This is a genomic window from Cupriavidus sp. 05L310 (assembly GCF_056398185.1).
Genome location: NZ_JBFTOX010000032.1, coordinates 1 through 12,252, shown reverse-complemented (window position 1 = coordinate 12,252; position 12,252 = coordinate 1). Strand labels below are relative to the sequence as shown.

The 12,252-nt window shown below is 65.6% G+C and carries 14 protein-coding genes and 1 pseudogene; 6 read left to right on the top strand and 9 right to left on the bottom strand.

Going from position 1 to position 12,252, the window contains the following annotated elements:
• Window positions 1–23 precede the first annotated feature (23 nt).
• Window positions 24–305: a hypothetical protein gene (locus tag AC1DS6_RS22760; RefSeq protein ID WP_441634080.1), complete on the bottom strand. Its 282-nt coding sequence runs from the start codon at window positions 303–305 to the stop codon at window positions 24–26.
• Window positions 306–754: 449 nt separating this feature from the next.
• A complete protein-coding gene (locus tag AC1DS6_RS22755; protein WP_441634078.1) occupies window positions 755–1,966 on the bottom strand; it encodes a globin domain-containing protein in 1,212 nt (403 codons plus the stop codon).
• Window positions 1,967–2,239: 273 nt separating this feature from the next.
• On the opposite strand from AC1DS6_RS22755, the gene AC1DS6_RS22750 reads away from it, so the two are divergent.
• Together AC1DS6_RS22750 and AC1DS6_RS22745 are read left to right on the top strand one after the other, a co-directional pair.
• Window positions 2,240–2,764: an RrF2 family transcriptional regulator gene (locus tag AC1DS6_RS22750; RefSeq protein WP_441634076.1), complete on the top strand. Its 525-nt coding sequence runs from the start codon at window positions 2,240–2,242 to the stop codon at window positions 2,762–2,764.
• 136 nt (window positions 2,765–2,900) lie between these two features.
• Window positions 2,901–3,338, top strand: coding sequence for a carboxymuconolactone decarboxylase family protein (locus AC1DS6_RS22745; protein WP_441634074.1), 438 nt, complete (start codon window positions 2,901–2,903; stop codon window positions 3,336–3,338).
• Between the two features lie 91 nt (window positions 3,339–3,429).
• Here the strand turns inward: AC1DS6_RS22745 and AC1DS6_RS22740 are convergent, their stop codons facing one another.
• The 4 genes from AC1DS6_RS22740 to AC1DS6_RS22725 all read right to left on the bottom strand — a co-directional run bounded on the left by AC1DS6_RS22740 (window position 3,430) and on the right by AC1DS6_RS22725 (window position 7,193).
• The gene (locus tag AC1DS6_RS22740) at window positions 3,430–3,888 is read right to left on the bottom strand and encodes a cupin domain-containing protein (RefSeq protein WP_441634072.1); all 459 of its coding nucleotides are present in this window, start codon (window positions 3,886–3,888) and stop codon (window positions 3,430–3,432) included.
• A gap of 19 nt (window positions 3,889–3,907) precedes the next feature.
• Window positions 3,908–4,345, bottom strand: coding sequence for a carboxymuconolactone decarboxylase family protein (locus AC1DS6_RS22735; protein WP_035871037.1), 438 nt, complete (start codon window positions 4,343–4,345; stop codon window positions 3,908–3,910).
• A 94-nt stretch (window positions 4,346–4,439) separates the two neighbouring features.
• On the bottom strand, window positions 4,440–5,879 hold the full coding sequence (gene pdxR / locus AC1DS6_RS22730) for a MocR-like pyridoxine biosynthesis transcription factor PdxR (RefSeq protein WP_477103191.1): 1,440 nt from the start codon (window positions 5,877–5,879) through the stop codon (window positions 4,440–4,442).
• Between the two features lie 102 nt (window positions 5,880–5,981).
• The gene (locus AC1DS6_RS22725; RefSeq protein WP_441634067.1) at window positions 5,982–7,193 is read right to left on the bottom strand and encodes an NnrS family protein; all 1,212 of its coding nucleotides are present in this window, start codon (window positions 7,191–7,193) and stop codon (window positions 5,982–5,984) included.
• Window positions 7,194–7,398: 205 nt separating this feature from the next.
• Between AC1DS6_RS22725 and AC1DS6_RS22720 the strand changes: the two genes are divergently transcribed.
• Window positions 7,399–7,650 (top strand): hypothetical protein, encoded by a 252-nt coding sequence (locus AC1DS6_RS22720; RefSeq protein ID WP_441634065.1) that lies wholly within the window; start codon window positions 7,399–7,401, stop codon window positions 7,648–7,650.
• A 138-nt stretch (window positions 7,651–7,788) separates the two neighbouring features.
• On the opposite strand, the gene AC1DS6_RS22715 is transcribed toward AC1DS6_RS22720, so the two are convergent.
• Both AC1DS6_RS22715 and AC1DS6_RS22710 read right to left on the bottom strand, forming a co-directional pair.
• Window positions 7,789–8,226: a MarR family winged helix-turn-helix transcriptional regulator gene (locus tag AC1DS6_RS22715; protein ID WP_441634063.1), complete on the bottom strand. Its 438-nt coding sequence runs from the start codon at window positions 8,224–8,226 to the stop codon at window positions 7,789–7,791.
• A 125-nt stretch (window positions 8,227–8,351) separates the two neighbouring features.
• Window positions 8,352–9,230, bottom strand: coding sequence for an AraC family transcriptional regulator (locus AC1DS6_RS22710; RefSeq protein ID WP_441634061.1), 879 nt, complete (start codon window positions 9,228–9,230; stop codon window positions 8,352–8,354).
• 228 nt (window positions 9,231–9,458) lie between these two features.
• Here AC1DS6_RS22710 and AC1DS6_RS22705 point away from each other — a divergent pair, with 228 nt between their 5' ends.
• The 3 genes and pseudogenes from AC1DS6_RS22705 to AC1DS6_RS22695 all read left to right on the top strand — a co-directional run.
• Entirely contained in the window at window positions 9,459–9,791 is a 333-nt protein-coding gene (locus AC1DS6_RS22705; RefSeq protein WP_441634059.1) for a hypothetical protein, read from the top strand.
• 49 nt (window positions 9,792–9,840) lie between these two features.
• Window positions 9,841–11,055 carry an FAD-dependent oxidoreductase gene (locus AC1DS6_RS22700; protein ID WP_441634057.1) on the top strand — a complete coding sequence of 405 codons (1,215 nt, stop codon included), beginning with the start codon at window positions 9,841–9,843 and terminating at the stop codon, window positions 11,053–11,055.
• 32 nt (window positions 11,056–11,087) lie between these two features.
• Window positions 11,088–11,279 (top strand): annotated as a pseudogene (locus AC1DS6_RS22695) (alpha/beta fold hydrolase); the annotation flags it as partial.
• Between the two features lie 121 nt (window positions 11,280–11,400).
• On the opposite strand, the gene AC1DS6_RS22690 reads toward AC1DS6_RS22695, so the two are convergent.
• Window positions 11,401–11,727 (bottom strand): hypothetical protein, encoded by a 327-nt coding sequence (locus AC1DS6_RS22690; protein WP_441634055.1) that lies wholly within the window; start codon window positions 11,725–11,727, stop codon window positions 11,401–11,403.
• Window positions 11,728–12,252 lie beyond the last annotated feature (525 nt).

Sequence of the window (12,252 nt, the reverse complement as noted above, 5' to 3'; positions counted from 1 at the left end):
GGGGCAAAAGGAGCAGATTCCGGTCACGCCACCATCTGCGTACTCCAGGCCTGATACACGTAATACAACGGCCGCTGCGGATCCGATAGTTTTGCGCGAGCCGGTGCCGCGCCCCGGAGCTGCATGGTGACCAGCACCATGCGTGCCGCCTTGACGGCCGAATAGCGGTCGCGCAGCGGCAGCAGCGGCAGCACGGACCGCCATTCCGGTGGCAGGCCATCGTGGCTGAAGGTGCCGAGCGCGCAGTAGCCCCAACCCTCGGAGGTGAGGTGCCAGAGTTGCCGGTAGGCGCTGCCTGAAGCCATGGACTCGCTCTTTCCCATGCCGTCGCCCGCGGCGGGAGATCACGCGGGTGAGGGCAATGCAGTGTGCGCGCCAGCCATGCGGCGGGAGGCGCATTCCCCTGATCTTACTCAGGTGTCGGCATGGAGGGAATGCCCGTGGCCCGGGCTTGGTGGTATGCGGCACATACGCGTTGCCGCGGGATCACCTGGCAGGCAAGGGAATGACGCCTGGTGTGATCCCGGAGTACCGCATGATCCATGTGGCTCATCGGCGTCTGCGAAAGATTGGCAGTACATCACCTGTGGTACGCCGCATGAGCCAGGGCGCGTCTGGCGGCCGGCGTTTGCTGCCAGCTTGAATGCCGGCAAAAGCCGGCCGGACCCGCGATCCTGGTTTTTCAGGGCGGACGCTTTGGTCGCATTCGCCGATGGGCCCGGCCATTGTTAGTGCCAGCCGGCCACTACACCCACTACACCAGGCCATCCAGCAAATCCGGCCCGAACACTTCCCGATGCACCCGCTCAGCCTTCACTCCCCGCGCGTGCAACGCTGCCCGCTGCGCCTGCATGAACGGCAGCGGCCCGCACAGGTAAAAGTCAGCATCCGCAAGATCGTCGTCCGCCAGGATCACGTCGATATCCATGCGGCCGGGCAGGGCGGGTTGCGCGAGGAATTCAGCGGGCTCCGCCGACTCCAGGAAGAAATGCGTCCGCAGCTTCGGCAGTTTCCGCGCCGCGTGCGTGACATCCTTCAGGTGGGCCACATGCGAGACCTTGCGCGCCGCATGGCCGAACACCACCTTGCGCGAAGGATTGCGTTTCGCCACGGCATTCAGCGCGGAGATCATGGGCGTGACACCGACGCCGGCGGAGAGCAGCACGATGGGCGTGGCCGGCTCAATGCGCGGCGCGAAGTCGCCGAAGGGCTGGCTGACCATCAGCACGTCGCCAGGGCGGGCGTTGTCATGGAGCCAGTTGGACACGGCGCCGGCGGGCAGGGTGTCGCCGTTGCCGCTGTCGCGCTTTACCGAGATGCGCCAGGTCTTTCCGTTGGGCGCGTCCGACAGGCTGTACTGACGTTGCTGGAAGGCGCCGGGTGCCAGTTCGACCACGACCGAGATGTACTGGCCCGGCAGGAAATCTGCCAGCGTGGTGCCACCGACGGCTTCGAGCGTGAAGGCGGTGATGTCGGCGCTTTGTTCTTCGCGGGCAACGATCCGCACGGGCTGGCGGTGGTCCGGGCCGGTCTGCGCGCGCTCGTAGAGGCGCGTTTCCGCGGCGATCAGTTCGGCGGCCAGCAACCAGTAGGCTTCATCCCACGCGGCTACCAGTGCCGGGGTGGCGGCGTCGCCGAGCACTTCGCCGATGGCGCCGAGCAGGTGGCGGGCAACGATGGCGTAGTGGCTGGGCTTGATGCCGACCGAGGCGTGCTTGTGAACGATGCGGTTGACAACCGGGGCCAGGGCGCTGTTGTCGCCGTAGTTGGCGGCGTAGGCAAAGACTGCGGAGGCGAGCGATTGCTGCTGCGAACCGTTGGCTTGGTTGCCCATGTTGAACAGGTTGGTCAACTCGGGCCGATCGGCAAACATGTTGCGGTAGAAGGTCTGGGTGATGGCCAGGCCATGTTCCCGCAGGACGGGGACGCTTGCGTCGATCAGTGGTCTCGATTTTTCAGACAGCACGACAACCTCCAAAGATGTACGATAGATGCAACAAAAAAGCGAAAAAATGCCGCGGCATTCCGCGGTGGCGGCGTGCGATGTGGTTGCGACGCCTTGGGAAGGATTTTATTAAACATGCATTTGTAATGCAACATAAAGTTTGTGGCGGTGCGGAAAGATGCATCCGGGGGCCATGTTAGACTGCGGCGGCGTTGCGCAAAGCAGCGCTGCGCCTGCCGCAGAGCCATCCTGGCTGCCACGCATACCATCACCGCCGCAAGCCGGACCCAAGCCATGAGACTGACTGACTACACCGACTACAGTCTGCGGACCCTGATCTATGTCGCGGTCCACCCAGGCGAGCTTGTGACCATCCAGCGCATCGCGGATGCGTTCGGCATTCCCAAGAACCACCTGATCAAGATTGTGCAGAAGCTTGGCCAGGCCGGCTTCCTGCACACGGTGCGCGGGCGCGCCGGCGGCATCGAGCTGGGCCGGCCGGCGGCGCAGATCAATGTGGGCGAGGTGATCCGCACCATGGAGTCGGATTTCCACCTGGTGGAGTGCTTCCAGGGGGATGACAACCATTGCGTGATCACGCGCGTGTGCGGCTTGCGGGGCGTGCTTGCCGCCGCGCTGCGGGCATATTTCGAAGTGCTGGATGCCTACAGCCTGCAGGATCTGGTGGAGAAGCCCGCGGCGCTGAGCCGCGCGCTTGGACAGGACGGGGCGGCCACCATGGTGGGAATTCCCGTGAAGAGCGTGATGCGCAAGGCCAGGCCTGCCCGGGCAGCGCCAGGCGATGCAGGTGAGCAGTAAGTAGCCGGGACCCCGAAGCGGAGGCCTGCACTGGTTACCCGAAATGGCGCCGTAGTGGCTATTGTCTGCGCCCGCTGGCGGCGCTAGTCTGCCGTATGCGGCCAGCCGTCCGGCAGGGCCGGCAGGGGAGATCGGGATGACATTGCGGCTCGACAGCCACCGGGCCAACCGGCTCAGCACCGAACTATTGATTCGCCTGGACAGGCGCAACCAGCGCTACCGGCTTGAGCATTCGCTGGTGGATCTGGTGCGCCTGCGTGTGTCGCAGGTCAACGGCTGTCCATATTGCATCGACCTGCATTCGGCGCGGGCGCGCAAGGACGGCGAAATGGCGGCGCGGATCGATATGCTGGAAGTCTGGCGTGAGACGCCGCTGTACACCGACCGTGAGCGGGCGGCGCTGGCGTGGGCCGAGGCGGTGACGGACATCGCCGGCACGCATGTGCCGGATGCCGTCTGGGAGGCGGTACGGCCGTATTTTTCGGAGCGGGAGATCGTGGACCTGACCTTGCTGGTCACGGCGGTCAATAGTCTTAACCGCTTCGGCATCGCGTTTCGCCGGTCTCCCGTCTAGGTGAAGGGAGCCGGGAGCCGGGACACTGCCATGCGCGGGGTCTGGAACGGGCATGCCGGCAGGCCCACGCCCGCAGGTCCTGGCCACCAGCTTATCGGGGCAGCGGCTGCTTGATTGGATCGCCTTCGGCGGCGATGCCAAACACCAGTAGTCTGGCCGGCTTGGTCTTGCTGGCGTTGCGGGTGACGAGATGCCGCGCGCCGGGCGCTTCGTACCAGCTCTGGCCCTTGCCATAGGTCCTTTCGGGCTCGCCGCCGAGTTGCGATACCACGGTACCTTCCAGTACATAGGCAAAGATCGATCCGGGGTGGACATGGGGCTCGGACTCCTGGCCGGGTGCGAATGTCACTGTTGCCAGCAGGACGTTCTTGCCCGCGGCCTCAGGGATCGGCTGTTTCATCAGCGGCTGCACGCTTTCCTCTGACTTACCGGGTTGTCCGTCAGGCGTATGGGCAAGGGCACTGCCCGCGCCCGGCAACGCCAGCACGGCCGACACTACTGTCGCAATCGCCAGGCGGGACACGGCCCGTCCAATCTGCAATCGGGTCATCGTCATTGTCTCCCCTGGCTCAGGCCGGCGTCTTGCGGAACGAGATGGCGAAGCGGTTCCAGCTATTGATCGCGGAGATCAGCAGCGTCAGGTCGACCAGCTCGGCGTCGCTGAAGTGCGGGCGGACGGCTTCCCAGGCGGCGTCGGGCACGTGGTCCTGCGCGACCAACGTGACTGCCTCGGTCCAGGCCAGCGCGGCTTGCTCGCGCGCGGAGAAGAAGGGCGTTTCGCGCCAGACCGACAGGGTGGCCAGGCGGCGGTCGTCTTCGCCGCCCTTGCGCGCGTCGGTGGTGTGCAAGTCGATGCAATAGGCGCAGCCGTTGATTTGCGAAGCCCGCAGGCGCACCAGTTCCACCAGCGGCTGTTCCAGTCCGCTCTTGCCGATGCGTTCCTCCAGCCCGATCAGCGCCTTGATGGTGGCGGGGCTGGCTTTGTAGAAGTCGAGACGTTGTTCCATGGTTTGCTCCTGGTTTGCGCCGCCGGGTTGGCTGCGCGACAGGAACAAGATTAGGACGGCAACTGGTTATAAAAAATAGCCACTTTTTTGTAATTTAAGGTAGCCAGTGATGGCCATCCATCGCCCCGGCCAGTTTTTCCATGCCGGCGTGAATGTCGGCCACGCCGATGCCGCCATAGCCAAACAGGATCCCGGGTGTTGGCCGTTGCCCTGCGTACATGCCGGAGATGCCGTACAGGCCGATGGATGCGGCGGCGGCACGTGCGATCAGCGCCTGCTCATCCTGCTCCGTCTTCAGCCGGGCAACCAGGTGGATGCCGGCGGCCGGCGCGAGCGCCGTGAACCAGCGGCTCAGCGGGCCGTCCAGGTGCGCAAGCAGCGCGGTCCGGCGCGCGGCATATTCCTTGTGCATGCGCCGCAGATGCTTGCCGAAATAGCCGTCGAGCATGAACTTGGCGAGGGCGGTCTGCGTCATGGTGCAGCTATGCCAGTCGCCGACCTGCTTGGCGCGGCGTACCGCTGTGGCCAACGGTGCCGGGGGGATCACGTAGCCAATGCGCAGTTCGGGAAAGATCGTCTTGGAGAAGGTGCCCACGTACGCCACCACGCCGGTCTTGTCCAGGCTCTTGAGCGACTCCATCGGGCGGCCCATGAAGCGGAATTCACCGTCGTAGTCGTCTTCCAGCAGCAGCGCACCGCGGCGTTGCGCCCATTCCAGCAGCGCGACGCGGCGCTCCATGCTCATGGCCATGCCCAGCGGGAACTGGTGCGAGGGCGTGACGTAGACAATGCGTGCGTTGCCGGGCAGGGCGTCCACCACCAGCCCCTCGGCATCGACCGGGACGTGCGCCACCTGCGCGCCGAGCGCGGAAAATGCGATGCGCGCGGGCGGGTAGCCGGGATCTTCCACCGCCACCACATCGCCTGGGCGGATCACGACCCGTGCCATCAGGTCGATCGCCTGCTGCGCGCCTTGCGTCACGATGACGTCCTGCCAGTTGCTGGCCACGGCGCGGCTGAAAGCCAGGTAGCGCGAGACCGCCAGGCGCAGCTCCTGCTCCCCGGCGGGATCCCGGTAGGTGCCGCGTCCGCGGGCCTGCACGCGCAGCGCGTGGCTCACGCAACTGCGCCATTTATCGAAGGGAAACAAGGCCTTGTCTGTGACGCCGCCCACGAAGTCGAACGCGGGCGCCGCGCCGGGCGCCGTCATCGGCAAGGCGTCCGGCAACGTCTCCCAGATCGAGCCGGAGCCGGGACTCGGGGAGACCGGTGCCGGCGCCGGTGCCAGGCGGGTCATCTCGTGCGCCACGAAGGTGCCGTCGCCGGCGCGCGAGCGCAGGTAGCCCTCGGCAATCAACCGCTCGAACACATCGAGCGTGGTCTTGCGCGAGATGCCGAGCTGCGTGGCGAGGTCGCGGGTAGACGGCAGTCTCTCGCCCGGCGCCAGCCGTCCGTCGACGATACCCGCGCGCAACTGGCGATAAAGCTGGCCGGCCAGGCCCTGCCGGCCGTGAATAGTCAAATGGACGTCCATTTGCTGGCTACCTGAGACGGAGAAAAGTTCATTGATTTTAGTAGCCGCTCATGCCATCGGTGAAGGGGCGCTGGAGGGGGGCTTGGCCCGGGCCCTGGCCGCTCAGCCGTCCCGCCCGTCGGCGCGTGGCCTGGTCAGGTAGGGCGTGTATTTCACCAGGTAAAGCAAGAACGCCGCCATCCACAGCGCAGCGGCCCCGGCTATCCAGAACGGCTTGTATTGCGGCAGCAATAGCGGCCCCAGGACGCGGAAGAGGGCAGCCGTGCCGATGCACGCATAAGCCGCTTTCTCCATCTGGCCGGCCTCCAGCTTGCGGCCCGTATGGCCCAGCGCGGTGCGCGTGATCATCCCCAGGATGGCGCAACCGATCGCGCCCACGGTGAGCGCGTGCAAGGCCGCCGAGCGGTCGGCCCAGCCAAGTGCGGCGGCCGCCAGCAAGAGCAGGCCCAGCGGCAGGCAGCCGTAGGCGAGGTGCAGGATGGCGATCAGGGGCTTGCCTGCCGTGCGCCGCGAGCTCCAGCCGCCCAGTCGCACGGCTTGCGCCAGCGCGGCCAGCAGCGCGATCGCGGCGGTGGCCATGCCGCGCGGCGCCAGCGTGCAGGCGGTCATCGCGGCCAGCGTCAGCGCCACAACGCTGCGCTCGATAGCCGCCGAGCGCCGGATGCGTACCCCTGGGACCGTGTTGGCGGTGAACATCGGGATCACGCGCCCGCCGATCACGGTAATGAAGATGACGATCAGCCCGATCCCCGCATCGGCGCTTTGCAGCGCGAGCAGCACGGCGCCGTTGGCCAGCGCCACATGGAACACCGCATTCAGCGCCCACAGCAGGAACAACGCGGCGGCAAGCCCGTAGTTGCGCGTACTGCCGGCGCGAACCAGCACGCGCAGGAAGCTGGCCGCGCAAAGCAGCAGGAAGGCCAGGTCCAGCCCCGCCGCAACGGCTGCCGGCCCGGTCCACATCAGCACACGCGCCGCTAGCCAGACGGCAGCGAGGCAGGCCAGCAAGCCGCCCTGCGGTGTTTGCAGGCCTGTCCAGTTCTTGCCGGCAGTGAACAGGAAGCCGACCACGATCGCGGCGGCAAAGCCGAACACCATCTCGTGCGCGTGCCACAGCATGCCGCCCATGGCCGGCTGCGCACCGGCATGGGGCCACCAGCCCAGGTAGATCGCGGTCCAGACGCCAACGGCCACCACGGCAAAGGCGGCCGCCAGCAGGTAGAACGGCCGGAACGCCAGCGCAAGGACGGGATGGCCGTGATAGCGCGTGGTGGCGTGGCTTGCCGGTGGCTGGTTTTGCGCAAGGGGCAGCATGGTTCGGCTCTCAATGTGTCGGGTGGAATTCGGGATGCGGCAGCCGCCAAGGCAGTGTCGCAGCGGCCTCGCTTGCCAACCGGCGTTACCGGTGTTACCGGCGCTTCATATCGTGCGGCGCAGCAACCCGATAACGATTCTATAAAACAAGCATTTTAAATGCAACATAAAGACCGATGGCGAGGCTCGGATCCGGCATGACAATTTGCCGCTGGCCGATAGCGACCGGGCGCTGGCGGAGCCCGTGCTGGGCATCCTGGAACGTATGCGCGCGCTGCGCTCTGATCCTGTGTCCTTCGATCCCGCGGCGGCAGAGCGGAGCTTCAGTTTTTTCATCATCGATGCGGGCGTGGCGCAGATGTTGCCGCCCATCATCAACCACCTGGCGGGCGCGGTCGGAATGCCTTGCCGCAACGCGGGCGGCACCAGCGTCAAGGTGTCCACGGTGGTGGTGTAGCCCGAGCGAATGAAGAACACCACTGCAAAACCGGCGAAGGCCAGGGTAGCAGCACGCGCATCGGGGCACGGCATGATTTTGCCCGGCACCGGCGCAAGGAAACCGTCGCGCGCTTTTAAATAATTAAAAATGATGCGCTCAGGCGGCCGAGAATTTGCCGAGCAGGCGGATGAACTCGTCGAACTCGCTCTTGGTGAAATCCTTCAGGCGCGCATTCAGCACCTCGGGGGCGATCTCCGGGATCTGTTCGGCAACGCCATGGCCCTTGGCGGTCAGCTCCAGGTTGACCACGCGGCGGTCGTCCACGCTGCGCGAGCGGGTCAGCAGGCCCTTGTGCTCCAGCTTGTCGAGCATGCGGGTCATCAGGCCGGTGTCGATCACCAGCAGCTTGCTGAGTTCGAACGGGGTGGTGGCGACGCCTCGGGACAGCGACAGCAGGATGCCCATCTGCTGGGCGGTGATATCCAGTTCCTTGAGGGCGGCGTCCATTTCCATCAGCACAAGGTTGCGGGCCTTGTTGAGGAAGAACCCCACGCTCTGCGTGAGGCGAAAGTTCTCTCTGGTGTAGTGCTTCATGGGCGCCTCCTGTTTGCTGGATGGATATTATTTGATAAGTCAGATAAATTCAAGGTCAGAATCTGCGGATTTTCAGTGAGCCGCCGGGGCGGGAGTGAGGGCGAGGAACGGGCCGCTTCCGGTAGCTAGCCACCCAGTCCGCGGTTCGCAAAATACCGGGCCGGCGAGTCGCCAAAAGCACGGCGGAACATGGCGATGAAGTTGCTCGGCGTGGCGTAGCCCAGGGTCTCGGCCACAGCGGCCACGGCTTCGCCGCGTGCGAGCCGTTCCAGCGCCAGGGTCAGGCGAGCCTGCTGGCGCCAATGGGCAAAGCTCAGGCCAGTCTCTCCAAGGAACAGGCGGGATAGCGTACGCGGCGACATGCCCGCCCAGTCTGCCCACTCCACCAGGCTGCGATGGTCATCCGGGCATCCCAGGATGGCATTGCTGATCCGCAGCGCGCGCCGGTCGGTTGGCAAGGGCAGATGCAGGGGCTCGCGCGGCGCCTGCCGGATCTCGTCGAGCAGTACCGCGGCAATGCGCTCCTGCGCAGGATCCGGCGCGAAAGGCGAGGGCCAGGACGCAGCACGGCTGATCAGCGCGCGCATCAGTTCGCTGGTTCCCAATACGCAAGGCAGGCGCGGCAGGTCCTGCGCCGCGGAGGGGGCAATCCACACGTTCCAGCCGCCCAGCACGCCGCTGATGGTGACGCGATGCGTCTCGCCCGGCGGCATCCAGCCAGCGCGCTGGGCGGGCAGCAGCCAGGAGCCGTGGCGGGTGCGGACATGCACCAGGCCGTTGTCGATGCAGAACAACTGGCCGCGCACGTGGCTATGCCAGTCCAGCTCACGCGTGCCAAGTCGGAATTCGTTGTCGGTCCTGTCGGCACCGCGCATGGCGATCAGGGCAGGGCCGCCCGCTTGCTCGCTCGAGTCGGCAAAGGAGGCGAGCAGGGTCTGGGTTTCCGCCTGCGGGGACGCGTCGTCAGCGTTAGGGACCGCAGGATGGGCTGGGCGGGAAGGCATGGCCGGAATTCAATATTTTTAGGCGTGATAACGTTATCGAGTCTACCCGCTTCCACTGGATACTGCATGCGAGGCGCCTTATTCAACGCGTCAACCTTTACCCGCAGCGCAGGAGAGCGACATGCAAGCACAGGCTTCCAGCTTCCACATCTACGACGTATCGAACTTCCCCCTCGTGGTCGGCCGCGCCGAAGCCATGCAGGCTACGCCGCCCGGTGGCGCGACGAGATGACGGCCCTGGTCGGGCAGGACCGGGTCTTTGTGCTGATCCATGCCGCACGGGACGAAGAAGCGCACGAGGACCGCAAGCAACGCGCGCTATGGCTCAAACAGCACAAGGCGCCACTCGGGAGAAGCTGCAGGGCGCTGATCCATATCGAACCCGACCCGGACAAGCGGGCGGCAATGGCCGAGCAGGCGCAGATGGCGGTCAAGGCCTTTGGCGTGCCCGTGGCGATGGCCGCCACCATGGCGGAAGCGCTGGCGCTGGGCAACGATGCCCTGGCTGCCACGACCACGGCGAATGCGGTTGCCGGAGTGCAAGATGGCCCCGCGCGCTGAACGCCGGGCGGGCGCTGTGGCGGCGCAGCGCGCCTTGATGGCGAGGCCCATGCACATCACCATCGTCGGCGCCGGCCTGGGCGGCTTGTGCCTGGCGCAAGGGCTCAGGAGGCATGGCATCGCCTTCGATGTCTACGAGCGCGATGCGGCACTGGACAGCCGCACGCAGGGCTACCGCATCCGCATCGATCATCGGGGCCAGCAAGCCTTGAAGGCCTGCTTGCCGGCAGACCTTTTCGCCTTGTTCAAGGCAACCGGCGCGATGCCGGTGGAGGGCGTCAATGTGGTTGACACAGGGCTCGATGCCGTGACCGGAATGTGGGTGGAGTCGTGGCGGCGGGCCGGGAACGAAGGCGCTGGAAATGTTGAAGAGGACGACCTGAGCGTGAACCGCCAGACGCTGCGCGAAGTCCTGCTGTGCGGCATCGAGGACCGTGTGCATTTCGGCAAGGCGTGCGTGCGTTACCGGGAGTGCGAAGACGGGCGCGTGGCCGCCGTGTTTGCGGATGGTTCATCCGCCGTCTCGGACGTGCTGGTGGCGGCGGATGGCGTCAATTCCCAGGTGCGCCGGCGCCGTTTGCCGGGCGCCACCCCGGCGGATACCGGGTGCGCCTGCCTCTATGGCAAGACTTGCCCGACGCCTGCCGCGCTGGCGCGGATCTCCGGCGTGCTGCGGGACAGGACTTCTATCGTCTTCGGCGATGGCCTCGCGGTCATCATCGATCCGATGCGGTTCCGGCCGCAGCCCACGGGCTACCGCCTGGGCGAGTGCGAGGACTATCTCTACTGGGCCATCGTCGGCGCCCGCGAGAGCCTTGGCATCGGCTGGGAGGGTGGCGATGCGTTGCGCCAGGACGAACTCGCCGCGCGCATCGAGCGCGTCACGGCAGACTGGCACAGCGGGCTGCGGGCGCTGTTCCAGCTGGGCGATCGCGCCTCGCTGGCCATGCTGCCCGTCAGGACGGCAGACGTGCCGCCGGCCTGGCCGACCAATGCGGTCACGGTGCTGGGGGATGCCATCCATGCGATGAGTCCCGCAGGTGGCCTGGGGGCGAATGCGGCGCTGCACGATGCCTACCTGCTGGCGCGGCAACTGGGCGAGGCCGCCGCCGGCCACTGTTCGCTGCGCGCGGCCATCGGCAGTTACGAAACCGCCATGCGGGAACACAGTTCGCACGCCATCCTGGCTTCGCAGCGCGGTACGGAAATCTTGCTTGGCTACGGGGGCCGGCCCCATGCGCCCAAGCGCGTCCTGGCTGGCTAGGCGCCACGGCTTGCGGGGCGGCAATCGGAATCGTGCCGACGCCGTTCCTGCATGGCGACGCCGACCAGATCGTGCCGATCGGGGCGGCGGCCATGCTGGCCTCCAGGCTGGTCAGAAACGCGACGCTGAAGGTCTGCCCGGGCGCATCGCATGGGATGTGCGCGGTCAACGCAGAGCAGGTCAATGCAGACTTGCTTGCCTTTTTGCAGGGGTTGCACGGATGAAGCCGCGACAGGCATAAGTGCAGGCCGCGCGGCTAGGGGAGGAGGCCGCGCGGGTTCGCTGCGGTAGGCGCGCCATGGTGGATATGCGTTGCCGCTTGCGGAGCGGCAACGCGGATGCCAATTACTTGGAAGACTTCGCGCCGTCCGTATAGGGGTCGGCCTTGCCGGCCTTCGCGCCGTCCGTATAGGGATCGGCCTTGCCAGCCTTGGCACCGTCGGTGTACGGGTCGGGCTTGGCCTGGTTGGCATTCAGGTCCATCTGGGTGGATTGCTTGGCGCCATCCGTGTATGGATCGAACTTGCCGGATTTCGCGCCGTCCGTATAGGGGTCGGCCTTGCCTGCCTTGGCGCCGTCGGTGTACGGGTCGAACTTCTTTTGCTGGGCATAGCTCAAGCCTGAAGCCGTCGCGGCGGCGATAAGTAACGTCATCGTGAGGACTTTGCGCATCTCTTGCTCCGGTGGTAGCGAGGACCCTGTACTGCATCCCGCAAATATCATCGTAGGAGTGATTTCATGCTGCCTGAAGTAAAACGTTGTAAATCCTTGTTGCTGGCATTTCGGCGATTCCCTTTTGGGCCGGAGGGTGCGGGCACACGTTGATGGACGTGCAAATCCTGCTCGAGCGCCCGTGACGACATCGTGCGCTTGCAGATGGCTTGCAAAAAACCCCTTGACTATCTATCTACCAGTAGATAATATTCAGGACATGGAAGCCACTGCTCCGCCCCAGCAAGAAAGCTGAAGCAGGAAAGAGGATCCAGCGCAACACCCGGGGAATCCCCGTTTTTTTGGGCCAACCAGTCTATCTACTAGTAGATAACTACCAGAAAGAACGAAGGCTTCCAAAGCGTACCGATTCGATTCCGCCCCAGCGCGGATCCTCAAAGTGAATGGAGAACATCATGACCTCGAACCTCTTCGCCAAGACCCTGATCACCGCCGCCGCCCTTGCCGCCGCCTTCGTTGCCGGCA